24 protein-coding genes are annotated in these 23,388 nt (G+C 63.9%); 5 read left to right on the forward strand and 19 right to left on the reverse strand.

Annotated elements, in window-relative coordinates; genetic code table 11:
- Positions 1-202: 202 nt before the first annotated feature.
- Both hisF and ACG2LG_RS17775 read left to right on the forward strand, forming a co-directional pair.
- Entirely contained in the window at positions 203-967 is a 765-nt protein-coding gene (gene hisF / locus ACG2LG_RS17770) for an imidazole glycerol phosphate synthase subunit HisF (protein WP_396261246.1), read from the forward strand.
- 3 nt (positions 968-970) lie between these two features.
- On the forward strand, positions 971-1,744 hold the full coding sequence (locus ACG2LG_RS17775; RefSeq protein WP_396261248.1) for a hypothetical protein: 774 nt from the start codon (positions 971-973) through the stop codon (positions 1,742-1,744).
- Positions 1,745-1,751: 7 nt separating this feature from the next.
- On the opposite strand, the gene ACG2LG_RS17780 is transcribed toward ACG2LG_RS17775, so the two are convergent.
- Positions 1,752-2,678, reverse strand: coding sequence for a ribose-phosphate diphosphokinase (locus ACG2LG_RS17780; RefSeq protein ID WP_396261250.1), 927 nt, complete (start codon positions 2,676-2,678; stop codon positions 1,752-1,754).
- Between the two features lie 72 nt (positions 2,679-2,750).
- Between ACG2LG_RS17780 and ACG2LG_RS17785 the strand changes: the two genes are divergently transcribed.
- On the forward strand, positions 2,751-3,701 hold the full coding sequence (locus tag ACG2LG_RS17785) for an exosortase/archaeosortase family protein (RefSeq protein WP_396261252.1): 951 nt from the start codon (positions 2,751-2,753) through the stop codon (positions 3,699-3,701).
- A 4-nt stretch (positions 3,702-3,705) separates the two neighbouring features.
- Complete coding sequence (locus tag ACG2LG_RS17790; protein ID WP_396261254.1) at positions 3,706-4,437, forward strand: exosortase-associated EpsI family protein; 732 nt, start codon at positions 3,706-3,708, stop codon at positions 4,435-4,437.
- Here ACG2LG_RS17790 and ACG2LG_RS17795 read toward each other — a convergent pair.
- On the reverse strand, positions 4,427-6,349 hold the full coding sequence (locus tag ACG2LG_RS17795) for an O-antigen ligase family protein (protein WP_396261256.1): 1,923 nt from the start codon (positions 6,347-6,349) through the stop codon (positions 4,427-4,429). The two genes, ACG2LG_RS17790 and ACG2LG_RS17795, sit on opposite strands and share 11 nt — an antisense overlap.
- A gap of 129 nt (positions 6,350-6,478) precedes the next feature.
- Positions 6,479-7,882: a sugar transferase gene (locus ACG2LG_RS17800; RefSeq protein WP_396261258.1), complete on the reverse strand. Its 1,404-nt coding sequence runs from the start codon at positions 7,880-7,882 to the stop codon at positions 6,479-6,481.
- Positions 7,883-8,168: 286 nt separating this feature from the next.
- Here ACG2LG_RS17800 and ACG2LG_RS17805 point away from each other — a divergent pair, with 286 nt between their 5' ends.
- Positions 8,169-9,203 carry a hypothetical protein gene (locus tag ACG2LG_RS17805; RefSeq protein ID WP_396261260.1) on the forward strand — a complete coding sequence of 345 codons (1,035 nt, stop codon included), beginning with the start codon at positions 8,169-8,171 and terminating at the stop codon, positions 9,201-9,203.
- 63 nt (positions 9,204-9,266) lie between these two features.
- On the opposite strand, the gene ACG2LG_RS17810 is transcribed toward ACG2LG_RS17805, so the two are convergent.
- From ACG2LG_RS17810 to ACG2LG_RS17885, 16 genes are all read right to left on the reverse strand, one after another.
- Positions 9,267-10,382, reverse strand: coding sequence for a CDP-glycerol glycerophosphotransferase family protein (locus tag ACG2LG_RS17810; RefSeq protein WP_396261262.1), 1,116 nt, complete (start codon positions 10,380-10,382; stop codon positions 9,267-9,269).
- Between the two features lie 18 nt (positions 10,383-10,400).
- Positions 10,401-10,814 (reverse strand): glycerol-3-phosphate cytidylyltransferase, encoded by a 414-nt coding sequence (gene tagD / locus ACG2LG_RS17815; protein ID WP_396261263.1) that lies wholly within the window; start codon positions 10,812-10,814, stop codon positions 10,401-10,403.
- A gap of 12 nt (positions 10,815-10,826) precedes the next feature.
- On the reverse strand, positions 10,827-11,522 hold the full coding sequence (locus tag ACG2LG_RS17820; protein ID WP_396261265.1) for a class I SAM-dependent methyltransferase: 696 nt from the start codon (positions 11,520-11,522) through the stop codon (positions 10,827-10,829).
- A gap of 23 nt (positions 11,523-11,545) precedes the next feature.
- Entirely contained in the window at positions 11,546-12,346 is an 801-nt protein-coding gene (locus ACG2LG_RS17825; RefSeq protein ID WP_396261267.1) for a glycosyltransferase family 2 protein, read from the reverse strand.
- 151 nt (positions 12,347-12,497) lie between these two features.
- Complete coding sequence (locus ACG2LG_RS17830) at positions 12,498-12,932, reverse strand: TA system VapC family ribonuclease toxin (RefSeq protein ID WP_396261269.1); 435 nt, start codon at positions 12,930-12,932, stop codon at positions 12,498-12,500.
- Positions 12,933-13,263: 331 nt separating this feature from the next.
- Entirely contained in the window at positions 13,264-14,127 is an 864-nt protein-coding gene (locus ACG2LG_RS17835) for an alpha-1,2-fucosyltransferase (RefSeq protein WP_396261271.1), read from the reverse strand.
- A 108-nt stretch (positions 14,128-14,235) separates the two neighbouring features.
- On the reverse strand, positions 14,236-15,459 hold the full coding sequence (locus tag ACG2LG_RS17840; protein WP_396261273.1) for a glycosyltransferase: 1,224 nt from the start codon (positions 15,457-15,459) through the stop codon (positions 14,236-14,238).
- Between the two features lie 72 nt (positions 15,460-15,531).
- Complete coding sequence (locus ACG2LG_RS17845; protein WP_396261275.1) at positions 15,532-16,284, reverse strand: class I SAM-dependent methyltransferase; 753 nt, start codon at positions 16,282-16,284, stop codon at positions 15,532-15,534.
- Between the two features lie 305 nt (positions 16,285-16,589).
- A complete protein-coding gene (locus tag ACG2LG_RS17850; protein ID WP_396261277.1) occupies positions 16,590-17,225 on the reverse strand; it encodes a transposase in 636 nt (211 codons plus the stop codon).
- Between the two features lie 392 nt (positions 17,226-17,617).
- Complete coding sequence (locus ACG2LG_RS17855) at positions 17,618-18,820, reverse strand: hypothetical protein (protein WP_396261279.1); 1,203 nt, start codon at positions 18,818-18,820, stop codon at positions 17,618-17,620.
- A complete protein-coding gene (locus ACG2LG_RS17860) occupies positions 18,821-20,020 on the reverse strand; it encodes a hypothetical protein (protein WP_396261281.1) in 1,200 nt (399 codons plus the stop codon).
- A gap of 12 nt (positions 20,021-20,032) precedes the next feature.
- On the reverse strand, positions 20,033-20,818 hold the full coding sequence (locus tag ACG2LG_RS17865) for a DUF268 domain-containing protein (protein ID WP_396261282.1): 786 nt from the start codon (positions 20,816-20,818) through the stop codon (positions 20,033-20,035).
- A gap of 424 nt (positions 20,819-21,242) precedes the next feature.
- Complete coding sequence (locus ACG2LG_RS17870; protein ID WP_396261284.1) at positions 21,243-21,575, reverse strand: DUF5615 family PIN-like protein; 333 nt, start codon at positions 21,573-21,575, stop codon at positions 21,243-21,245.
- A gap of 14 nt (positions 21,576-21,589) precedes the next feature.
- Positions 21,590-21,904, reverse strand: coding sequence for a DUF433 domain-containing protein (locus ACG2LG_RS17875; protein WP_396261286.1), 315 nt, complete (start codon positions 21,902-21,904; stop codon positions 21,590-21,592).
- Between the two features lie 231 nt (positions 21,905-22,135).
- Complete coding sequence (locus ACG2LG_RS17880; RefSeq protein WP_396261287.1) at positions 22,136-22,489, reverse strand: hypothetical protein; 354 nt, start codon at positions 22,487-22,489, stop codon at positions 22,136-22,138.
- The gene (locus tag ACG2LG_RS17885) at positions 22,486-23,274 is read right to left on the reverse strand and encodes a hypothetical protein (protein ID WP_396261289.1); all 789 of its coding nucleotides are present in this window, start codon (positions 23,272-23,274) and stop codon (positions 22,486-22,488) included. Before ACG2LG_RS17885 ends, ACG2LG_RS17880 begins: the two co-directional genes overlap by 4 nt.
- Between the last annotated feature and the right edge of the window lie 114 nt (positions 23,275-23,388).

A 23,388-nucleotide genomic window follows, 5' to 3' on the forward strand; every position in this document is an offset into this window, starting at 1 on the left:
TTCATCGCCGCTTTGATGGAGGCGATTCATCGCCGATGGCGCGGCTCGCATTGAAATGCTTCGCCAAAGCGGCGATGAATCGCCGCAGTCTAGAGGGGGATGCCTGCCGGCCGACAAGTCCCGGCCATGCCCACCACTTTCAGTGACACCCCCCGGTGCCCCCGGGATGGACAAGCAGGGCTGCGGGCGTTTTGCTCTCGCGGTGCTCGCGAAACGTATCATCCCCTGCCTCGACGTCACCGATGGCCGCGTGGTCAAGGGCGTCAACTTCGTCGACCTCATCGATGCCGGCGACCCGGTCGAGAGCGCCATGGCCTACAACGAGCAGCAGGCCGACGAGCTGGTCTTTCTCGACATCACGGCCTCGTCGGACAACCGCGCGACGATGGCCGACGTCGTCCGCCGCACCGCGCAGCACTGCTTCATCCCGCTGACCGTGGGAGGCGGCATCCGCACGGTGGCGAACATGCGCGAGATGCTGCTGGCCGGGGCCGACAAGGTCGGCGTGAACACCGCGGCGGTGAACGATCCCAACCTGGTCGACGCCGGGGCCAAGGCCTTCGGTGCGCAGTGCATCGTGGTGGCGATCGACGCCAAGCGCGAGCGACCGGGCAAGTGGGGCGTTTACACCCACGGCGGGCGGACCCCGGTCGGGCTCGATGCCGTCGAGTGGGCCAAGGAGGTCTGGCGGCGGGGCGCGGGCGAGATCCTGCTCACCAGCATGGATGCCGATGGCACCCAGGCGGGCTACGACTGCGAGCTGACGGCGGCGGTTTCCGAAGCGGTCGGGATCCCGGTGATCGCCAGCGGCGGCGCCGGCAACCTGGACCACATGGTCGAGGTGCTGGACAAGGGCCGGGCCGATGCGGTGCTGGCGGCGAGCATCTTCCACTTCGGCACGCACACCGTGAGCGAGGCCAAGCGCCACTTCGCCGCGCGCGGCATCCCGGTGCGGCCGGAGCTTTGATCGATGAAACGCTCGTGCTTCGGAACGCTGCTCGTGACCGCGCTGGTGGTCGGCGGGGCGGGATGGTGGTTCCGGGCGGATCTGAAGGGGCTGTGGGAACGCCACGGCGAACCGGTGCTGGTGATCGGCAAGGGCCCGCCGAAACCCGACCCCGACCGCTACGAGGTGCTCAAGGAGGAGACCGAGCGCTGGCGCCGGAACCTCGGCAGGCGCTACCGCGAGGCCGGCAGCGGGCGCGGGCGCGAGGCGGTCATCGACGAGGCGGCGGTGTTTCTCGAAACGGCCCTGCCGGACCTGATGAGGTGCTGGCTCGGCACGCCGTGGGATTTCAACGGCCACTGCGAAACGCCGGGCGGCGGCACGATCGCCTGCGGCTACTTCGTGGCGACGGTCCTTCGCGATGCCGGATTCCGGGTCGACCGCTACCGACTCGCCCGACAGCCCTCGCAGAACATCCTGCGCACCTTCCTGCCGAAGAACGAGCTGTCGCTGCGGGTCGGCGTGCCCTATGAAACCTACGCCGCGGAGCTGCGGGGCATGGATGCCGGGATCCGCATCGTCGGGCTCGACACCCACGTCGGATTCATCGTCAGCCGCCCGGACGGGTTTCGCTTCGTGCACTCGTCCGGATCATCGCCGTGGTGCGTGGTCGACGAAGCCGAGGCGGAGGCCGAAGTCCTGCGTCGCTCGAACTACCGGGTGCAGGGAAACCTGACGGCGAACCGGGAACTCGTGCGCAAGTGGCTGCTCGGCGAGAAGTTCACGGTGGTGCGCTGACGCCGCCCTACACGTCGAAGAGCGAGGTGACCGACTGGCCGCCGGCGATGCGGCGGATGGCCTCGGCCATGAGACCGCCGATCCCGCAGACGTGGACCTTTTCGCCGCCGGCCTGCGGCACCGAGTCGGTGGTGATCACCTCCTCGATCGCCGAGTCCTTGATGCGCTGACGCCCCAGTTCGCCGAGAACGGCATGGGACACGCCGGCGAACACCCGCCGGGCTCCATGCCGTGCGAGGATTTCCGCCGCCGCGCACAGGGTCCCGGCGGTCTCGGTCATGTCGTCGACCAGCATCACGTCGCGACCCTCGACCTCGCCGATGACATTCATCGCCTCGACCTGGGTCGCGCTGACCCGGTGTTTCGCCACGATCGCGAGGTCGGTGCCGATCGCATCGGCGTAGGCCCGGGCGAGCTTGGTCCCCCCGACATCGGGCGAGACCACGGTGAGTCCGGAAGGGTCGCCGACCTTTTCCCGGATGTAGCCGATCAGCGCCGGCTTGGCGTAGAGGTGATCCACCGGGATGTCGAAGAACCCCTGGATCTGGGGCGCGTGCAGGTCCATCGTGAGGACCCGGTCGACCCCGGCGGAGGTCAGCAGGTTGGCCACCAGCTTGGCCGTGATCGGCACCCGCGGCTGGTCCTTCCGGTCCTGGCGGGCGTAGCCGAAGAAGGGAATGACCGCCGTGATGCGCTCGGCCGAGGCCCGCCGGGCGGCGTCGACCATGATCAGCAGCTCCATCACGTTGTGATTCGTCGGCGGGCAGGTCGGCTGGACGAGGAAGACATCCTCGCCGCGGATGTTCTCGTTGATCCGGACGAAGGTCTCCCCGTCGGGGAAGGCCGTCACGTGGACATCGGCCAGGGTCGTGTCCAACTCGGTGGCGATGCGCTCGGCAAGATCGCGGTGGGCGGTTCCACTGATGATTCTCATGGGTCTTTGGGGGCGGCGGGCAGGATTGTTGACAGTCCGGATCCGCTCGGCAACCCTCCATGCACTCGATTGATGGAACCCAAGCAGAAATCCGGGCCCTCCGCGGCATCCCTGCTCCCCGGCGTGATCGCCGTCGGCCTGGTCGTGGGCTTCTTTTACTTCATCGAGAAGGGTCTCGGGCCGGGCCAGGCCTACACGCCGACCGGCTGGTGGAAGAGCACGTGGAACGAGGTGACCGACTTCGAGCACGGCTTCCTCGTCCCGCTGATCACCATCGGCCTCATCATCTGGAAATGGCCGCGGCTCAAGGAGGCGCGCGAGACCGCCGTCGAAAAGTCGATGTGGCTCGGGTTGCTGGTGGCGCTGGCGGGGGCCGGATTCTTCGTCCTCGCCCACCGCACCGGCCAACCCCGGCTGGCCTGCGGTGGCCTGCCGATGATCCTGTGGGGCTGCACGTGGTATTTCTGGGGCTGGAAGGTGGCAAAACTCACCGCCTTCCCCTTCTTCGTGCTGTGGCTGGCGATTCCCGTGCCGCAGTTCCAGCAGGCGACCACCCACCTCCAGATTCTCTCGACCAAGCTCGCCCAGATCGGCTGCGGCTGGTTCGGCGTCGAAACGGAAGTCCGGGGAACCCAGATCTTCTCGCTGAACGACAACTGGGAGCCGCTGGAGATCAACGAAGGCTGCGGCGGGATCCGGTCGCTGATGGCGCTGATCCTCATTTCCACCGTCTGGGCCTACGTCGCGAAGATGAGCCTGTGGAAGAAGGCCCTGCTCTGCGTCTCGGCGATCCCGCTGGCGATCATCGGCAACATGCTGCGCCTCACCTCCATCTTCGTCATCGCCGAATACGGCGATCCGGTCTTCGCCCGTGACACTTGGCACGACTGGTCCGGCCTCATCGTCTTCTACCCGATCTCGCTGCTTCTCCTGCTGACCCTGCATTCCTTCCTGGAAGGCGGCCTGACCCGTTTCCGCAAACCCCAGCTGACCCGCCGCGAGGTTGTAAAATCCACGGGCTGAAACGATGATCCGCTTCTTCATTCCCGCCGCGCTGATGGCCGCCGTGATGTCGGCGATCTACTTGCTCCCGCCTCTGAACGAGGCGGAAAGCGCCATGGACATGAAGATCGAGCCCTTCATCGGCGCATGGGAGACCCGGACCTACCCGCCCTCCGAACTCGAAATCAACATCCTCGCGAAGGATACCGAGTTCTCCAAGGCCCACTGCTTCCGCCGCCGGCTCGAGGAAATGTCGATCATCGACGGGGTTCCCGTGGACCGGATCGATCTCTCCATCGTGCTCTCGGGCCACGACCTCGCGACCTCGATCCACCGCCCGGAGCGCTGCATGCCCGCCCAGGGCCACCGCTCGATCCAGGGCTTCAAGGACGAGCTGGAGCTCGGTGACGGCAAGAAGATCCCCGTCATGCGCCTGCTTTCCAAGCAGGGCATCGGCTACGGTCCGCCGGAGGACCGCCAGTTCATCACCCGCGATTGCCTCACCTATTATTTCTTCGTCGGCGAGCACGACATCACCCGCGACCACACCAAGCGAACCCTGATCGACATCAAGGACCGAGTGCTCCACGGCAAGGCCCAGCGCTGGGCCTACATCAGCGCGACCATGGCCTTCAGCGACTCGGAAGAGCGCGAGTTCGGCGGGCCGCCCAACTTCGAGATGGCCGACCGGAAAATCCGCCAACTCCTCAGGGAACTGGCCGATTCGAACATCGCCTGGGACCAGATCAATTCGTAGCGCCCGGCTCGGGGGGGCGCGGCCGCACCCTGGCATTCTCGAGGAAGCCGATCGACTGCTCGACCTGCTTGCGGAATTCCTCCCGCTCGGGATTTCCCCAGCTTGCCTGTTCCTTCGCTTCGTCGAGAAGCTGCCGGACCCGGAGGAATTGCCACAGCGCCTCCTCGGACCGCCGTTCCTCCATCCATCGCCGGTGCCACAAGCCGTAGATGTGCTTGGCGTGGAAATAGCGGGCGGCGAAGGCTCCCTCCAGACCGCCTTGAAGCGCGATCGCCCGCTCGAAGGCCTCGTCCGCCTCCTCCGCGCGGCCCAATTCGGAAAGCGCGTTGGCGGCATTGAGCGCGAGCCCCGGATGGTGAGGATGCTCGAGCGCGGCCTCGCGATAGAATTCCACGGCCCGCCGGTTCCAGTGCTGCCGTTCCTCGTCACTGGCCGCGGCCGCCGCCGCACGCCTCGAATAATTCCCGGCCTCCTCGATGAAGCGATGACCCGACCACCACCGCGAGGCCTGCTCGAGGCGGTCGACGGCGGCACCGGGGTTGGAATGGAGAAGGGAGGGATCGGCGTAGATCACCGGCCACACCGCATGCAGGCTGCGGGAGGCCTGAACCCCCAACCAGAGCAGGCAAACCCCGAGGACCCCACCGGTTCCGATCGCGCACACCCCGCAGCTCGCCGGCCCCTTCTTCATCAGCAGTGCACCAAGTCCGAACAACAGGCCGAGCAGCATCGTCGACGGCAGCAGGTGGAAGACGAAGCTGAAGTTGGCCTGAACCAGCACGGCCGCTCCTGCCGCGAGCACCCCGGCCGCCACCGCATCCAGATGCTCGCTGTCGTCCTCCGAGCCAAGAAAGAGCCGCGAAAGCGCCAGCCATCCGACGAACCCGATCGGGATCAGCACCAGCACGGCCCCCACCGCGCCGTAGTCGGTGACGGTCTGCAGCAGCTCGTTGTGGACGAAGCGTTCGTTCTCGTCGCCCTTGCTGAAATCCCCCACCTCCCAGTGCCGGTTGCGTTCCCACGAAAAGGCGCGGCTGCCTCCTCCGGTGAGCGGATGGTCTCCCGCCACGCGCAACGCCAGGTCGATCCACTCCAACCGCGCCGAGTTGTCCGCCAGGCGGGCCATGTCACCATCGCCTCCCCGTTTCTCCACCACCTTGGAGAACAAGGCCCATCCCGCGACCGCCCCGCCCACGAGCAGCAGCGGGAAGGCGACCATCACGATCTTCGACCACCACAGCTTGCGGCGCCAGGCGAGGACTCCCGCGCACCCGACGAGGGCCATGATGCCGACCGCCATCGCCACCGTTCCTCCCCGCGAACCGGAAACCACCACCATCGCCCCGGACCAGACGGCCACGGTGACGAACAGGAACTTCAGGCCGACGTGGTCGCGAGAGAACAGACCGCGGGCCGCCAGCAAGAGCGCCACTCCGAGCGTGAAGTTGGCAAAATAGTTGTAGTGCCCGAAAAACCCGGTGGCGCCGGTCGCCGGGCGATGGTTATAGGGCCAGACGAAATCCGGATTCTGACTCTGCGCCACGGCAACCCCGAGATTGATCGCCAACACGAGGGCAAGCCCGACAAACAACCCGGGGATCGCCCGGTTGCCGGGGCGCAGACCGGAAACCACCCACGCCGTGGCCACCACCGCCAGGACCAGCATCGCATCCGCCCGGGCGAAGTCCATCACGTCGGAAGTGGCACCCCGGTAGAGGATCCAGCCGACCGCCGGCAGCATCGCCACCGCCAGCCCGTTCCATCCTCCCCGGCCCCGGACCAGGGCACCCGCCCCCACCGCCAGGGCAAGCGCGACGAACGCCGGTCCCCAGCTCCACTCCGCCGTCTGCGCCCCGAAGACGAGCGCGAGCAGAAAGGAAGTCGCCAGTAACGTCACAGAGACCGTCTTCATCACTTCATTCTCACCGGTACTTCAGTGTTTCGGTGTTTCGGTGTTTCGGTACTTCAGTGTTTCGGTGTTTCAGTGTTTCGGTGTTTCGGTGTTTCCGAAATACCGAACGGCCGGCTACCGAAACACCGGCTACTTCGCTCCCCAGCCGAAGATCACGGCCGGCACGGTCCTGAGGAGCAGCTTGATGTCCAGCCACAGGGACCAGTTGTCGATGTAGTGCAGGTCCATCTCCACCCACTTCTCGAAGCTGCTGATCCGGTTGCGCCCGGCACACTGCCACTCGCAGGTGATCCCGGGCTTCACGCTCAGGCGGCGCCGGTGCCCGGACTTCTGGAAGGCCTCGACCTCGTAGAGCGGAAGCGGACGCGGTCCGACCAGGCTCATGTCCCCCGTCAGCACGTTGAGCAGTTGCGGCAGCTCGTCGATGCTCAGCTTGCGCAGGATCGCCCCGAACTTGAAGATCCGCGGATCGTTCTCGAGCTTGAAGACCGGGCCGTCCATCTGGTTGCCATGCTCGTCCTTGATCTTGTCCAGCAGCTTGTCGGCATCCGGCACCATCGTCCGGAACTTCCACATCCGGAACGGCCGGCCATACTTGCCCGCGCGCTTCTGGAAGTAGAAGGCAGGACCGGGGCTGGCGATCCGGATCCCGACCCAGGCGAAGACCCACAGCGGCAGGGTGAGGAGGATGATGAGAAACGCCCCGACCCGGTCGAACACCGCCTTGACCGCCAGTTCCCAGGACAGGTCCGGCGTCGAGCGCAGGACCAGCATCGGCTTGTCGCCGAGCATGTCGAAGGTCGGGCGCGCCACCTGGGTGCGCATGAACGACGCCGCCACCCAGGCCTCGATCCCCTGCAGTTCGCAGGCCTCGACGCACTCGGCGACCTTGCTGAAACCCGTTTCACCCGCCGCAATGATCACCCGCTCCACCGACTTTTCCTTCAGCACGTCGTAGAGATCCTCCACCTGGTTCTCGCCCAGATCGAAACGGCCGACGACGTTGAGCCCCTCCATGATCTCCGGGTCGAGCTCGGCCAGGAACTCGTCCCGGTCCTCCCGGGACGCCGCGATCAGCACCCGCTCCTTGAGGTGCTCCTTCACCCCCCGCTGGCGCAGGTGGGCCGTGAGCATCCGGTCCCGTCCCAGGATCAGCAGAAAGACGAAAAGCCCGCCCAGGCCGAGCACCACCCGGCTGCCCTCGGGAAGTTTGGCGAAGATGACCAGCAGCCCCAGCATCAGGGCCATGACCAGCAGCGCGCGGAACAACTGCGAGACGGACTGGCCGAGGGTCTTCATCCGCAGCCGCTGGTAGAAGCGGAAGAACTCGAGAATCAGCGGCGTGAAGGGCACGGCGATGTAGAGCATCCATGCCATGGAAAGGAGCCCGGCTTCGTCGGTCGGGGCCTCCCCGAGCCAATCGCGCACCGGATCCCGCAGCAGGTTGGCGAGATAGAAGCCAAACCACACCAATCCCGCGTCCACCAGTTGCAGGAACTGGATCGAAAAGGCTTCTTTTCGGCCGACGGGCATGATTTTCCGGGGGTTCCGGAGGCGAGGTGATAGGCGAGCACCCGCCCCGGGGCAATCACGGAATTCTTTCAGCAAAAAGCGAAGTTCCTGTCCAGCCCGGCCCATGGGTGGTCACCACCCCGGGGTGTGGTGGGTAAAACTGAAAAGTTGAAAAGCTGAAATGCTGAAATCGGAGGGCTTGCGGCTCTTCTCGTTTGCACTTTCGCCGTCAGCTCAAGGCACCCGCAACCGACTCCTTCGCGCCTTTTTGGTCGGCACGTCTGCCGGTCGCTGCTCTGCTGTCGCCGTGCGCCGCGTCGCCCTCCATCTCGTCACCGGCCTTGGCCTGATCGCGGCCACGGTCGCTTCGTGGAACCACGGACACCAACCGGCGAATCCCTCCGCCGGTCTGGAGATCGCCGGGGGCAGCCCGTGGCTCGAGGCCAGACCCGACTCGCTGAGAATCGATCTCGGCGAATTCGGGGCGGCCGACGGCATGCACCTGCGCTTCACCGTGGAGGCCAAGGAGCTGCAACGCGGCACCGAGGAATGGCAGGACGGCCGGCTGCACCTGGAATGGATCAAAAACGGAGAGTGCCTCGAGCGGGTCTATCTTTTCTCGGTCCGGGGCACCGGCTCCTTCAGCGAAACCTCCGCCATTCACCCCGCAGGCCCGCCGGGGGCGAGGGCCGAGTTGCATCTGGAAAACCTCGGCCAGTCGGGACGCCTGCGGCTGAGCCGCTTCGAGACCTTCCCGACCCGGGTTTCGCCGGCAGCCCGGGCCGGCATGGGGTTTGTGGTCCTCGGCTGGCTCGTCTGGCTGGCCTCCGTCGCCGGCCGGCTGCGATCGCCCGGGCCATGGCTGGCGGCGGCCCTCTGGCTGGTCGCCGCCTGGTTCCTGGTGATCCCGGGACCGTGGCCGAAGCAATCGCCCCTGGTCGGATCCTTTGCGATGGACGCCCCGGATCCCCCAGCCCGCGCCCTCGGGCCCGGCGATTTCGTCCCCGCGCCCAGCCAGCCGGGGGCGCTCGAGTCCCCCAACCTGCTGCTGCGCTGGAAGATCCAACTCCGTCCCCTCCGCCCGCTGCTGCACGGGTTGCTGTTCTTCGTCCCGACCCTGGCATTCCTCGTCCTGACGCAAGAAGAGCGGCGGGGTCTGACCCTCGCCGCTCTTCTCGCGCTTGCCGTCGAAGCCGCCCAGTGGGGCTTCGGCTATGGATTTGATTGGACGGACCTTGTCGACCTGGCCACCGATGCCCTCGGCATGCTCATGGCCCTCTGGGTGTTCCGCAAGTGGCGGACGGGAAAGGAGGGGCACCTTGCAGGTGCCCCACGGGCGTGATTGCGGGGCCTGTGCCCGGTCTCGCTCCGTCACCTCCAGGCACCTGCAAGGTGCCCTTCCTTTCTACAACCCGATCGACTCGAGCAAGCGCTTCGTCGCTGCCCCGTCACGGTGCTGGTGGGACAGCTCGAGGAGCTTTTGCCGACGTTCCGCGTGCGGGTCATCCCCGCCGAGTTCCTTCTCAAGCGCCGCCACCAATCCCCGCTGATCCCGGACCACCGCACCCGCGAGGTAGTCCTCGATCGGTTCAACGGTGAATCCGCGCGAAGCCCGATACTCGTCGAGATCCGGAAAGGCATGAATCACCGGTCGGTCAAGCAGCAGGTAGTCGATCACCGCACTGGAAATGTCGGTAATCAGCATGGCGCTGGCTCCGAGCAGCTCGTAGAGGGAAACCGAACGACCGGCCAGCCAGGCATCGTCGATGATCTTCAGATGACTCCATGACTGGAACCCTGACGTCGAAGCCATCGGATGCGGCTTGACGACCATCCGCGCCTTATGCCGCCCCAAGAAGTCATTCAACTCTTCCGGGTCGGCGTCGGGCAATCCAAAGGCATTGCCGTAATCGACACCGTCCTCACGCGGCAGGCCGCGCAGGCTGGTCCGGTAGGTGGGCAACCAGAGCACCAGCCGCTGGCCGGGATCGAGCGAGAGCTTCTCGAAGACCTCGTGCCGGGGCACGAACAAGCGGTCGTTGCGCGGCAGGCCGGTGGCGAGGATGTCGCCACCCGGCTTCATGATCGTCCGCTGCATGATCTCACCCCAGAACGGGGACGTGGCCAGCGTGTGGCTGCAGCGGATGGGTTCGTCATTCTCGATCATGGCGCCGATCTTCTTGATCGGCATGCCGTGCCAGCAGTTGACCGAGACGACGTTCGCGGGAAACCGCCGGACGAAGCACGGGTGGCTGAAAAACACATAGCGGGCGCGGAGGAACCAGCCGATCCCGGCGAGGGACGCTTTCCGGACACGGCGGGTCTTGGGACCGTCGGCCCACGAGGCCTCCTCCGGTCGCTCCAGAAGCAAAACGACCCGCTCGAGGCGGGTCGCTTGGAGGGACTGCTCGAGCGCCCGGCTCTGGTCCTCGCCATCCGGCCATCCGTAGATGACCGTGTGGTTCGCCTTGGGCATCCAACGATGGAGCCACTCGAACAGGAAGCGGAGCAATTCACGCATGGCGATCACGGATGTGCCTCACTCATACCGGATTTCGGAGTTTCCTCCGAGACTCAGGCGGGCCTTGACCATGCTGGTGCTGATGCCGGCCGTGCGGGGCAGGTAGGCAACCTCGCAAATGGAACGCAGGTCGTCGAACTTTCCCCGCCAGTCATCGCCCATGACCAGCATGTCGATCCGATGCGCACGGATGTCGTCCGCCTTCTGCTCCCAGTTCTCCTCCGGGATGACCTCATCGACATGACGAATCGCCTCGAGCACCAGCTTGCGCTCCTCGTAGGCGTAAAACGACTTCTTGTTCTTGAGGGCGTTGAATCCATCGGTGGACAGTCCCACCATCAGAAAATCCCCCATCTCGCGGGCGCGGCGCAGCAGCTCGATGTGCCCGCGGTGCAAGAGGTCGAAGGTCCCGTAGGTGAGGATGCGTTTCATCATGCTTGGAGTTCAGCGCGCCTTGGGCGACAGCACATAGATCATCTGCCGGGCGAACAGCGAAGGCCAGATGCGCCAAAGGCCGAAGAAGCCGTTCTGACCGACGTAGTGTTCGACCGTGAAGCCGCAATGATCCGCCCAGTGACGAAAGTCGCGAACGGTCCAGTGCCGAAGGTGCTCCTTGATGTGATAGACGATGGCGGTGACCGGCATCTTCCCTCCCAGCGCCAGTCGCAGGCGGTTGAGGATGAAGCCCAGATTCGGGATGGTGATGTAAACGGTCCGCGCCTCGGTCTTCCGAATCTCCTCCATCAGGCGCTCGGGCTCGGCGAGATGCTCGATGATCTCCATCGCCACCACGACATCGACGTCACGGAAGCCCGAAAGATCGGGTCGATCCAGGTCCCCGACCACCGCACCCTCCAGCCCCTTTTCCTTCAGCTTTTCAATGGCCGTGGCGGAACCATCGATCCCGACCGTCCCGAGGTCGGGACGCACCTGTCGGGCGTGCTCCAGAAAAGCCCCGTCACCACATCCCACATCGAGGAGCCTGCCCTGCTCGGGCAGGCGGTCGGCCACCCAGACAAAGCGGTACTTGGGTTCCTGCCTCACCCGCTGATCCCAGTAGTCGTCGTAGTCGGAGAACTCCTCCAGCGGCATCGGGTCAATGAAGACCTCCCGATAAAGACTGATGAGTTTGCGGATCATGCGTCGGGTCTCGGCGAGGGTGTTCAACCCCGGAGCCGGAGAACGGCTTTCCAGCCCTTCGCCAGAATCCAGAGCAAGCCGTCGATGATTCCGTTCAGGTAGGGATCACGGAAAAGGGTCACGCCATAGGCACGGCGGACGGCACGCGACTCACTGAACTGCTTCTCGGCCTCGAGGAGTTCTCCCACGTCACGGGTCCCTCCAAGATGGCGCTGCGAGAGGTTCTCCCCGTGCATCCGGAATTCGGCCACGGTCGGGTCGACGTGCTCGAAACGCAGCCCGGCGGCATCCAGTCGCGCGTAGAACTCCCCATCCATCACATACTTGAAATCGACCCGCAGGCGATGCCCGGCGTCGATGACCGTCGACTTCCGGTAGAACGCCGCCGTGGATCCGACGAAGCAATGGTGGTGGACGTGGACGAAGCGGGACCAGCGGGGAGCCCTGACGTGGCGCAGGTGTTCACCATCGGCATCCATGAAATCCCAATTCCCGTAAACGATGTCTGCGCTCGATTTTCGCAGAACCGTCAGCATCTGCGTCAGGGCGCCCGGCTTAAGGCGGTCGTCGGCATTCAGCCACATCACCCATTCGCCCCGGGCGCGATCAAAGCCCTTGTTGATCGCATCGCTCATCCCCTCGTCCGGCTCCTGGATCCAGCTGGCATGCTCGAACCGTGCCGCCACCTCGGCGCTGTCGTCATTGGACCCGCCATCGATGACGAGATGCTCCCACTCCACCCCCTGCTGGTCGGCCACGCTCTGCAGGCACTCCCCCAGGAAGCGTCCGTAATTCAGGTTCGGCGTGACGATGGTGAAGTTCATGACGATGGGTTGCTGCCGCTTCCAGCGGCAGGCCGTGGCTGTGGCTTCCAGCCGCAGTCTAACCTGAAAGGTCGGCAGCCGGAAGCCGACGAAATGGTCTGCGGCAGGAATGCCGCAGACAACCCGCAGAAACAATATCGTGCCGATCCCGTCAGCTCCCCAACCATTCGAAATCCAGGCCCGGGAAGGAGCGAAAGCCTGCGTCGAAGGAGGTCAGTCGGCAGCCGGCGCTTTCGGCCCAGCCCGCAAGAAGAGCATCCGTCCATAGATTGGGCGTCGGACTCCGACCGGCAACATTCCTGCGGAAGCAGGTTTCCGCAGCAGGCCCGGACGGATCGGTCAGCCAACAAGTCCGTTCATCAGCCTCCATCTCATCCCATGCAAGAAGAGCCTCATCTGGACTCACCGGAGCGCTCCCCATCGCTCGGGCATTGGTCAGGAGTCGCAACACACCGAGGCGAACCGGTAGACAGAGAAGGACACCCTCAACCGGCTGTCGTTCCCACCAATTCCACGCGACGGTATGATGCGAATGGCCTTCCACCAGCATGGCAAAGACCACATTCACATCGACCAAGGATTTCATGAGGACTTCTCAAGATCCTCGGACTCCAACAAAGACGCCAGCTCCGCGTTGGTCCTCGGTGGGATCGGACCGCGCCCACGAATCGGCGGTCGAACCATCCGCCGTGGCTCGACTTCCGAAGACTCCGCCACCGCCCGCTCAAGCGCAGCCGTAAAGAACTCCTTCAAGGTCTCACCCTTTGCCGCCGACAGGGTCTTCGCCTCCCGGAACAAGCGGTCGGGCAATTCAATCGTCGTGCGCATAATATAATGTGCGCACATTTATGCGCGCTAGTCAAGGGCTGAAAATCGGCAGGTTTTTGCAACTTTCAGCGGCAGCCACTCCCCCCGGTTCAAACCTCAACGGTCTCCCAACCCTGGCCCAGCCGGTCATGCATGGGGGCGTGGATCTCGCTTCCCCCGAACCACCGACCCGGCGCCAGAACCTTCTGCCGAGGGTGCTTGCCAAGCCACGCCGCCCACCACGAGTAGCTGCTGTTGGCGATGACGTGGTGTCGGGCGCAGCTCATCAGATGGAGATCGTGAAGGGGATCCTTGGGATCGTCGGGCGGCGGCATGATCGCGATGTCGTCACCCCGGAAGTTGTCAGCGCACCAGGCCGGGTCGTCGGAGAACACAAAGAACCGCGGGCGACTCAGTGAATCCCGCATCCGGGAGATGCAGGTCCGGTAGTAGTCCAAACCGCAGAGGTCGAAGACATCGCGGCCGACGTAGTCGGTGCGCCTGACATGAACGGCAACCGTCTCCGAATCGGCCAACATCCGGGCCTGCTCACGCGTCGATTCCGGCCAAGCCAGCGTTGAGAGGTCCAGCTCGCGACGCAGATCGTCCTCGATGGAACTGAAATAGCGCGGGGACTGGAAGAAGCCGGAGATCACGCAATGGGCGGGTGCATCCAGAAAGGCGGGGTTGAAGCTCGTGTCGTCACCAGGCTCCCGGATCACGGGAATCCCGAGCAGTTCCCACGGATGCTTGCCCGTGAACTTCCTCACCGCACGGCTGGGAAGCGACAGGCCGCGCCTGAGCTCTGCCCGCAGGGGCAGATCCCGGATACGGGAGGCCACCTCCCAATCGCTCGGCTGGAACAGCGAGCCGTCCAGGACCAACCGGGACGCGTGCCTCTGCGACAGAACCCGCCCCAAGGCATACTGGAACAGGTTGTTCCCCGTCCGGCCGCGCATGATGATCCGGATCATGGTTGCATCTCAAAGCGGCCGCAGGCCGAAAGGAGCGGCGCATTTCAGGTGCCGTGCCGGTGCAATGCGAATGCGACGCACGAAGCTCTTCTCATTTTCTCTCCACCGTCACCTCAGGGCGCCTGCAATGCGCCCCTCCTTTCCTCCGGCATCCTCGTCCTCGAACAACCCAAGCACCTGCTGCGCCACCCGGGGCGCATGGAGCCGGCCCGCCCAGCGGTGAGCGATGTCGTGGGGATCCCTCCCTCCCGCGTCCCACGCAGCCATTTCATCCACAATGGCCGCGGCGTGACCGGCGGCATCATCGGTTTCGGCAAAGCGACCGTCGCCCTCCGACAGGAACCACTCGAAACTCGGCAGGCAAATCGACCTTGAACTCACCACCGTGCATCCGGTGCAGAGACCTTCCGCCGAGGCGATGTGAAACGACTCGAAGGCGGAGGAACAGTAGATGATTCTCGCCCGCTGCAGAAGGTCGACGATGCGATCCGGAGTGATGCGACCATGCAGCGTGACTCTCTGCCCGTGATCCCTCGGCAAGTGCGCACGCCATTCGTTGAACTTGTCCGGAGTGTCGCCAATCAGGTCGATGCCCACCGCCGCATCCTTCTTCAGGAGCCTTTCGAACGTCGCCATCAGCAACGAGCTGCGCTTCTGAAGCTCGTCGTCCCAGCGACCGACCGCCACCACCCGTCGCTCGCGGGTGCCGTCGCCCGGATGGAAGTCGGGACTGACCGGGTGCGGGATGCAGCACACCCGCTTGCCGACGTCCTCCCCGATGTAGTTGCGACAAAGCGCGCGATAGTGCTCCGCCGCCCTCGGTGAAACTGCTGCAATTCGATCCCCATGCCTGAGGTGACGGGCACGCAGAGGATCGGTCGCAAGCAGCCCGACACTCAGCCCCCGCCCCACCGATGCCGCGTATTTCCACCACGCCCCCGGAACCCTCCCCAGTCCGGAAACCACCTTCTCGGACGCCAGCCAGTTCTTCAGCCCGCATCGGGGACTGACCATTCCCCGGCTGTCCTGGTTGAGCACCAGCCGGATCCCCGCCCGGTGGATCGCCTCCGCCACCCGGCGGAACTTCGGCCTCCCCCAGGCGTAGAGCACCACCCCATCGAGGCCGTGGCTCTCCCACCAACTGGTTGATTCGAGATTCGCAGCGTCGGTTCGGATCAGCTCGTCGAGATCCTCCGGCTTCCGTTCGCCCGGCATCACCGCCCGGCTTTCCACCCCGATCGCCCGGAAGCCCCGCGACAGCAGCCCGCTGTCGCGGCAGAAGAAGTCCTCGCCACCTCCAAAGGCAACCGGCGTGCAGGTGAACCACTTCATGAGCGAGGAGAGGGGAGCCGACAGCGGAGAGCAAGACAGTTTCAGCTTTTCAGTATTTCAGCTTCTCAGCTTTTACTTGGTAAGCACCAGGTTGCAGTTCGCCGCGTACTTCTTCAGCGCGGGAAACCACGACATCAATCGATGGTCGATCCGCTGCACCAGCTCCGCCAGCGATTGCATCCGATCCGAAAGCGCCTTCATCGGGTAGCCGAGGATGTTGAAGCACTGGACCTCGCATTTCGAAAAGCCCTGAGCGAGCTTCTCGAACTGGGAGAAGTACAAATTGCTCTCATCACCCGATTCGGCCAGCGCGAACCGCCAGGCCCGGATCGCGGCGAACAGGGGGTTGTGGCCGAGTGGTTCGAAGATGAAGACGAAGCGCCCGCCCGGCTTCAACACCCGCGTCACCTCACGCCGCAAGCCGTCGATGTCGTGCGCGAGGTGGTGCAACGCCGCCTGTCCGAACACGAGGTCAAAGCTCTCGTCCTCATATCGGGACAGATCGAAGGCATCGCCCGCCACATACGAAAGGCCCGGTAGCTCCCTGAGCCGTTCCTCGATCTCCGGGCCGGAGGCGGCGTACAGGTCCAGGCCGATGATCTCCGCTTCCGGATAGGCCGTTGCGAGGCCCGCCGCCAGTTTGCCGAAGCCGCCACAGATCTCCAGCGCCCGCCGTCCGCTCAGGTCGACCCGGCACAGTTCCCCGTAACCGGCGAGGAACAGGCCTCGATCCGACGGCGGAAAGCCCCCCACCGCCGGCAGCATCGCCACAGCCCGGGGATCCACCGGAGCTTCCGGGTCAGGATGGGTGGTTTCGATTTTCATCAGAATTCAAAAGCGGCGAAGCCGAAAGGAGCGGCGCATTGCAGGCGCCGTGCCGGTGCGAAGCGAATACCCCGCGCGGAGCAATATTTATTCAGCCTTTACCGCTCACGCAGGGCATCGGCACGATGCCTCTCCTTCCCCGCGGGCGCAGCCCGAAAGGAGCGGCGCATTCTTCTTGTCCCGCCGTAGCCTTGGCGAAGGGGGAGGCGCTCCCGTCGGTTTGAGGCGAATGCGCCGTGCGAAGCTAAGCTCTCCTGATTCTCTCTCCTCCGCCATCTCCGGGCGCCTGCAATGCGCCCCTCCTCTCAGCCGTCCAACAACGACTGGAGCCAGGGTGCCTCGTAGTGCATGGCGGTCGGCACCGCCACCCGGTTCTTCCGAATGTAGCGGGCGACTTTCAGGAAGTGCTCACGGCTGCGGATCAGACGGTCGAAGTAGTCCCGCTGCCACAGAGGGCCTCTCTCACCCAACCGGCGGCGTATTGCCTTGGCGGTGTGCGATTTCCAGGATGACACGATCGCACCGAGATCCATGCCCTTTGCCAGCGAGCAAAGCAGATGGACATGATTCGGCATGATCACAAAGGCGTGCTGGATCGTGCGTTCACCTTCGAAGTAATGAAACGCCGCACTGACCAAGCTCGCATTCTCCCGATCAGCCAAGATGCATCGCCCATGACCCGCGTCGAGCCACGCGTCGATCCGGGTGCTGAATCGCCGATGATATTCTTCTTCCGTCTGCTCATCCCACGGTTCCGGATGAAAGGAAAGCCAGCGATGTCGTTCACCGCGGAAACGCTCCAACAGGCTCGACGGCAACGAATCACCCAGCCGGAACGTCAGGAAGTAGCAGCCTTCTTCCTGCTGCCAGTGAGGCAGCCGGTTGTGTGTGACCTTCACCTCTTCCGAGCAGCGAAGAAATTGAATCGCCTGCCAGCTCATTTCTATTTCACGGGCGCAGCCCGAAAGGAGCGGCGTCCTTCGGGCGCCTTCGTCGGTGCTGAGCGAATGCGAAGCGCAGCACTCATTTCATTCTCACCTCACCGGAACCTCCGGGCACCTGCAAGGTGCCTCTCCTTTCCCACGGGCGCAGCCCGAAAGGAGCGGCGTCTTTCGGGCGCCTTCGTCGGTGCTGAGCGAATGCGAAGCGCAGCACTCACTTCATTCTCACCTCACCAAAACCTCCGGGCGCCGGAACGACGCCCCTCCTTTCCTGCGGATGCAGCCCGAAAAGAGCGCCGCATTTCACTTGTCCCGCCGTAGCCTTGGCGGAGGAGGAGGCGCCGGGTGGGTGCGAAGCGCAAACCTCTCTTCATTCTCTCTCCTCCGCCACCTCAGGGCGCCTGCAATGCGCCCCTCCTTTCCCCGGCCACGCCTCCCCAACCGAGCAGGGCAAATGGCACACACATCAGCCCGAATCGGTCGTGCAGGATTGAAAAATCGATCCGCCCGCCGAGGACCGATGCGGCCAGGATCATTCCCGCCAGCGGAATCGAAGTGATCCAGGCGCTGGCACGGAAAAATTGCTGCCGGTCAGCCACGCACCACCGCGCGAGAAACGCGATCGTGAAACAGCCCACCGCTATCAGCGTGGCTGCCAGGATCGCGTGCTGCAACCACTCCGGAGCGCCATGCACCACAAGCTTGTTGCGAGACCCGAAGGGCGTGAAGGATTCCGGATCGGAGAGGTAAAATCCTCCAATCAACCCCAGCGAAACTCCAGCGGTCACTGCGGCGCAGCCAGCCGCCCGAACGATCCCTGCCCGCTGCCACAACCACGCAACCACCAGTGGGCAGAGGAGCGGAAAACTTGCCCTCGAAGCCACCGCAATTCCAAGAAAGGCCGCAGCCCCCAGCGCCCGCCAGACCCTGAGCTTTTCCTCTGACCACAAACGGAGACACCACCAGCAGCCGACCGAAACGTAAATCGCATTGGCAAGCAAATCACCTCCAGAAACAAATTCATACGCCGCTGCCGGAGACACCACCAGCGAGGCTCCCAACATCCACAGAGCCCAGGCCGCCGAGCCAAGCTCCCGACGCATCACCAGCAGAAAGCCTGCGAGCCAGGCAACATTGATCAACCCGACCTTGCCGATCAACACGAATGGCGCGGCAAGCAGGATGCCACCCGGGAGCACGGAAAGAGGCCCGGCCCCTTCGCCTTGCGGATAGTAGGGATACTCGCCATCGATCAACCGTCCGACCGCGATTTCGAGCGCCTCGTCGCGGTCACTGCTGAAACCCGCCCCCCGGCCATCCTCGAAGGGGTGCAACGCCACGTGCGCAACAGCCATCCCGATCAGGCATGCCAACACGACCCACCCGAAATGCCGGCCCAGCCAGCGCTCGGGCAACGGCAACCGGTGCCAACCAAGCAACACCACTGCAACCACCCCGGCCAGATAAGGAACGATCACCCAGGTGCCGGCATGCTCCTGCACGAACCCGAACGAGGGAAATGCCAGCCACAAGGCCAGAATGAACGCCCGCTTGCGGTCGCCATCAACCTGTTGATCTCCGGAATGCGCCATCATTCAAAACGAATTCACCCAATGCCAGACATGATGGGGCAGCGGACCCGCCGTCAGGAAGTTTCGAAGGCTCCACAGCACCGGCACGCCGAAGAGGAGGAACACCCACTCGTGACCGGAAAGCCGGTCCAGCACGCCCCGGATCGGCGACCACTCCAAGCACGCATGAACCCGCGCTCCCACGCATGCAGGCAACTCCCTTTCTCTCAGCAGCAAGACCATTGAACTCACCACCCACAGGAACAGCCAACGCCCGTAGTCGATCCCGACGACGAACAACGGCGAGATGAAGATCAACTGAAACAGCAGAAGCCCGAGAAGATCGGCCCGACCTTGGGGTCCCGGCTCTGACCGGGTGAACGCGAGGACCAGCAAGGTGCTGACGCCGAACACCATCGCCCAGCACAAGGGCTGATAAAGCCCCGCACCCCAGATGCCCTTGGTCAACCCGATGCCTTCACCGGCACTCCAGCCCAGTGCTGCAATCGCCGCCGCCGGCTCCGTCAGATCCACTCTGGGGCCTTCAATCTCCCGCCAGAGCGGCAGCCACGATTCATGGATCTCCCGCGCCGTTTCCGGACTGCCGTGATGAATGATCACCAAGGCCAGGCACCCGAGCGCGGGCAGGATGGAGAAAGCCCGACCGGCAACCGCCCGCCAATCAAGGGGGCCACCCCGATCTAGCAGCACCAGCCCCGGTAACGCGAAGAAGGCGAAAGCCTCATGCATCAACACCCCCGTGCAGGCCAACAGGTTCACTGCCAAAAAACGGAACATCGGCGGTTTGATCCGGTCCTGAGCCCACAGGCAACCCACCCACAGCAGGAGCAGCAGGCAGTCCTTGCGCACCATGCCGTCCTGATAGGCCGGAAATCCCAGCACCACGCAGGATAACAGCAACGCTGGCGAGAACACCTTGGATCCCCATCGAAGCAGCAGGGCGACGAGCGAAAGGAACGCCATCAGACTGAAGCCGATCACGAGATGATTCGCCGCAATGCCGGACCAATCCGACAGCTCGCGAAACAGGCTTCCCGCCAAACCACGGCGCACAAACCCGTTGCCGTAGTGAATCAGCCAGTCGCCGATCTGCCAGCTTTCGTGCCCCCATCGGCTTGCCTGAAACAGTTGTCGAAAAGCTGCCAGTACCAGCAAAGCCGCCAGAATCACCCTTACCCCTCGATTCAAGAGCAATTGCTTCACGGCTCCAAGAACTTAACTCGTGCTACCGACCAAGGAACCGCTCTCCTTCCTCGCCACAACCATCCCCAGGCCGGTCTTCCCGGAGTACCCGAGCAAGGCCTCCGCACCCACCGACTCCTCCAGCCGGTTCCGTTCATCAAGGATCGCGCTCTTCTCGATCTCCCATCCTGTGTCAAACCAGCCCGCCACGGTCGATGGCGCAAAGACCCGGTGGGCATTGAACTCGATCCGCTCGTCACCAATGGGTGTCGAAAGATAAAGCCGTCCACCCTGCCGAACCATCGACTTGAGAGCCTGAAGCCCCTGGTCGTGGCCCGTGGGATCGATGGCATCGCCATATCGGCCCAGCCCGAAATGCTCGATCGTATGGAGGCAGGAGAGCGAATCCGTGGATGCGACCCACTCGGCCGGAAGCGGTTCCATCAGGTCGAGTTGATGAAACAACACTCCGGGAATGGCTTCGTTCAACGGCCGGATGTCCAGCACCTCGACTTCCCGGAACACCGCAAGATGACCGATGAATCCGTCGATCCGGGAACCCACATCGACATGGCGTTGAGGCTCCGCCTCGCGCACCCAACGGGCCACCGTCAGATCCTGGTGGAAATAGGCTCCTAATGATCCGGCCTGCTCCTCCCACTCCGTCAGCATCGGCAGCTCGCGGCCCCACTTCCAGGCCCCGGCTCCCTGCGCGGAGCGGAAGGATCTCCTATCGCGGACATAGCGCCGCCAGCCACGCCACGCCGAAACAAGACGGCGCGGATCAAAGCCCGCGTTTCTCAAAATGGCACGGAGCATTTGGGGAGCAAAAGCTGAGATGCTGAAAAACTGAAATGCTGAAAGGACATCCGGCGAAGCCGAAAGGAGCGGCGCATTTTAGCCTGCATTTCTCACGAGTGAGAAATGCATCTGGCCGCAGGCCAGACCGATACGGCACTGCAGGAGATTCTGGCGATAGTTTTTGTTAGACAGTGTGTTGCAGTGCCTATCGAGGCTAACCCCGACTCCGTCGGCCCTCCGGGCGGATTTCTCACGGGACGTGAGAAATCCGGGTTAGGCGCCGTGTCGGTGTGATGCGAATGCGACGCGCGAAGCCCTCCTCATTCTTTCTCCACCGCCACCTCCGGGCGCCTGCAATGCGCCCCTCCTTTCCCCGCGCTTCGGACTCGCCTCTCCTCACCTTGGCGAGCCGGGTGAACCCGGCGCTCCTTTCCGCTCGGCGCTATTTCAGGGGAAGGTAAATGACGGTATCAACCACCTCTTCCGGCATCAGGCATTCCGCCATCAGACGAAGGTCATGAATGCACTGGCCGATGTTCACGCGCATCTGGTGGGCATAAATCACACCGTCAAACGAGAGGGCTTCACGCTGCCTGCGGGTTGCTTCAGCGAGCAGATCATCATCCCGGGTGAAGATGATGCGACCAAGCGAACTCGCCCGATCAAGCAGCTCGGGATCAGGCATTCTCGCGCAGTCGTCCTCCTGTGCGGTGATGACATCGACTCCACCTGCAATCAAGGACCGGGTGATCGCACGGGGGACGTGAACATCCATGGAAAGCGAAAGACTCATCGTCGGGACAGGCCCTTGAGCCTGAGAGCGATTGGAGAATCCTCGGCGATTCGAGCCGCTGTGTCGGCAGCCAGCAAGCTCGCTTCGATCTCACCATCCATGGCGGATCGGTTGTCGTGGTAGTATGCCAATGCGGCATAAATCTGGGCGAGACCGAGATGAGGATATTGCCAGTGGATCTCCTCGGGGCTCCACCCGTAGGCGATATGATCCCGGACGACTTCAACGACCTTGACATTCGAGTCATCGATCCAGGCGCGACCGTCGTCGTCGATCTGTACATGGGACTGGATTTCAAGTGCTTCAGTCATGGAGCCATATTCCGTGCGATTTTGAGAAAGACAAGACCGAGGGGGAGGAATCAATGCTGAGAGCAGGATGAGAGCCAGAGTGCTCGATGTTCGGGCCACCGCAGCGGGAGGACTTTCGACTTTTGGACTTTGAGACCTCGGCTCTTTCCACGCTTTCCCGATACCGCGTCACCTTCGCCAAGCCGGGTGAACCCGGCGCTCCTTCACGCTTCACTCCTCACTCCTCACTCCTCACTCCTCACTCTTCACTCTTCCCCGCTCCCCGCTCCCCGCTCCACGCTCCACGCTCCCCGCTCCCCGCTCCACGCTCCCCGCTCCCCGCTCCCCGCTCCACGCTCCCCGCTCCCCGCTCCCCGCTCCCCGCTCCCCGCTCCCCGCTCCCCGCTTCCCCGCTTCCCCGCTTTCAACTTTTACATTCTGGAACACTCCATGCTCATAGGAGTCCTTGTCCTCGTCGTTCGTGCTCTGCGCCTGCAACAGCCACTGATTCCATACGGCGATCAGTTCCTCCCAACTCAGGTTCTGGAGGTCCAGGTCTTCCTCGCTGAGAAACTCCTGACGGACCGGGCCGCACTTCCCACTCATGGATTAAAGGGTAACACTCCTTCCGCCGCCTGCAAGATGCCTGCATGGGCCTTGCCAAGCGGCACCCCGCCAAGGGAAGACTGCAAGCCCGGCCATGCCGCACGCCATGGAGCGGCCGCCACCGCGTAGGCATCGAGCCGTTCCTCGTCCGCCCTCATCAGACTTCTCCGCTCCCGGTCGAGCGATTCCTCCAGCGCCTCCCGGTCCCCTCGCACGGCATGCCCAAGCAGAGGTCTTTCCGAAATCAGTGTGCTCACCATGTCGGGATCCCGGGATGCCAGTTCGATGAGATCCCGGGCGCTTCTCGAACAAAGCAACTGGCGCTCGGGCGGAAGCTTGCGGGCGAGTTCGCCGATCACCGCATAGTCTTTCTCCCGCTGCGTCTGCTTCACCCGCACCAGGGATTCCACATCGAGGTAGGGAAGCGGCTTCCGACCCTCCCGCTCCCAAAGCTGACCCAACTCATTGGCGGAAAGGCGGGGTGGCCTCGAGAAGAAATCGCAACGGACCCTCATGCCGTTGGCTGCAAACTCGAAGTGGGAACTCCATCCCCCCGCCAGCCAGCGCTCGTCCAGGGGCGCGCCGAACCGATAGGTGGCACCTCGCCGCCCGAGTTCATCCCGGATGAAGGCGAGATCCTCAGGATTTTCCCGGACGATCCAGTCGCCGTCCTTGCTCATGATGGCAAGCCGATGCAACACCACCGCCTGCCCGGAACTGACAATCGCACGGGTCCTGCCCCGATTGAACGCTTCCGTGAGCTGGAGATAGATATTGTCGGTCACTGAAGAGTAAAGGCTGACAAGCTGAAATAAGAAGGCACCGAGCGAAGCCCGAAAGGAGCGGCGCATTGCACTTGTCCCGCCGTAGCCTTGGCGAAGGGGGAGACGCCGTGTCGG

The organism is Haloferula sp. A504 (assembly GCF_044385805.1).
GTDB lineage: Bacteria > Verrucomicrobiota > Verrucomicrobiia > Verrucomicrobiales > Akkermansiaceae > Haloferula.

Bases quoted from the DNA above. Each gene is read 5' to 3' on its own strand.
- ACG2LG_RS17775 (WP_396261248.1), top strand. From the start codon at position 971: ATGAAACGCTCGTGCTTCGGAACGCTGCTCGTGACCGCGCTGGTGGTC.
- ACG2LG_RS17780 (WP_396261250.1), bottom strand. From the start codon at position 2,678: ATGAGAATCATCAGTGGAACCGCCCACCGCGATCTTGCCGAGCGCATC.
- ACG2LG_RS17785 (WP_396261252.1), top strand. From the start codon at position 2,751: ATGGAACCCAAGCAGAAATCCGGGCCCTCCGCGGCATCCCTGCTCCCC.
- ACG2LG_RS17790 (WP_396261254.1), top strand. From the start codon at position 3,706: ATGATCCGCTTCTTCATTCCCGCCGCGCTGATGGCCGCCGTGATGTCG.
- ACG2LG_RS17795 (WP_396261256.1), bottom strand. From the start codon at position 6,349: ATGAAGACGGTCTCTGTGACGTTACTGGCGACTTCCTTTCTGCTCGCG.
- ACG2LG_RS17800 (WP_396261258.1), bottom strand. From the start codon at position 7,882: ATGCCCGTCGGCCGAAAAGAAGCCTTTTCGATCCAGTTCCTGCAACTG.
- ACG2LG_RS17810 (WP_396261262.1), bottom strand. From the start codon at position 10,382: ATGCGTGAATTGCTCCGCTTCCTGTTCGAGTGGCTCCATCGTTGGATG.
- tagD (WP_396261263.1), bottom strand. From the start codon at position 10,814: ATGAAACGCATCCTCACCTACGGGACCTTCGACCTCTTGCACCGCGGG.
- ACG2LG_RS17820 (WP_396261265.1), bottom strand. From the start codon at position 11,522: ATGATCCGCAAACTCATCAGTCTTTATCGGGAGGTCTTCATTGACCCG.
- ACG2LG_RS17825 (WP_396261267.1), bottom strand. From the start codon at position 12,346: ATGAACTTCACCATCGTCACGCCGAACCTGAATTACGGACGCTTCCTG.
- ACG2LG_RS17830 (WP_396261269.1), bottom strand. From the start codon at position 12,932: ATGAAATCCTTGGTCGATGTGAATGTGGTCTTTGCCATGCTGGTGGAA.
- ACG2LG_RS17835 (WP_396261271.1), bottom strand. From the start codon at position 14,127: ATGATCCGGATCATCATGCGCGGCCGGACGGGGAACAACCTGTTCCAG.
- ACG2LG_RS17840 (WP_396261273.1), bottom strand. From the start codon at position 15,459: ATGAAGTGGTTCACCTGCACGCCGGTTGCCTTTGGAGGTGGCGAGGAC.
- ACG2LG_RS17845 (WP_396261275.1), bottom strand. From the start codon at position 16,284: ATGAAAATCGAAACCACCCATCCTGACCCGGAAGCTCCGGTGGATCCC.
- ACG2LG_RS17850 (WP_396261277.1), bottom strand. From the start codon at position 17,225: ATGAGCTGGCAGGCGATTCAATTTCTTCGCTGCTCGGAAGAGGTGAAG.
- ACG2LG_RS17855 (WP_396261279.1), bottom strand. From the start codon at position 18,820: ATGATGGCGCATTCCGGAGATCAACAGGTTGATGGCGACCGCAAGCGG.
- ACG2LG_RS17865 (WP_396261282.1), bottom strand. From the start codon at position 20,818: ATGCTCCGTGCCATTTTGAGAAACGCGGGCTTTGATCCGCGCCGTCTT.
- ACG2LG_RS17870 (WP_396261284.1), bottom strand. From the start codon at position 21,575: ATGGATGTTCACGTCCCCCGTGCGATCACCCGGTCCTTGATTGCAGGT.
- ACG2LG_RS17875 (WP_396261286.1), bottom strand. From the start codon at position 21,904: ATGACTGAAGCACTTGAAATCCAGTCCCATGTACAGATCGACGACGAC.
- ACG2LG_RS17880 (WP_396261287.1), bottom strand. From the start codon at position 22,489: ATGAGTGGGAAGTGCGGCCCGGTCCGTCAGGAGTTTCTCAGCGAGGAA.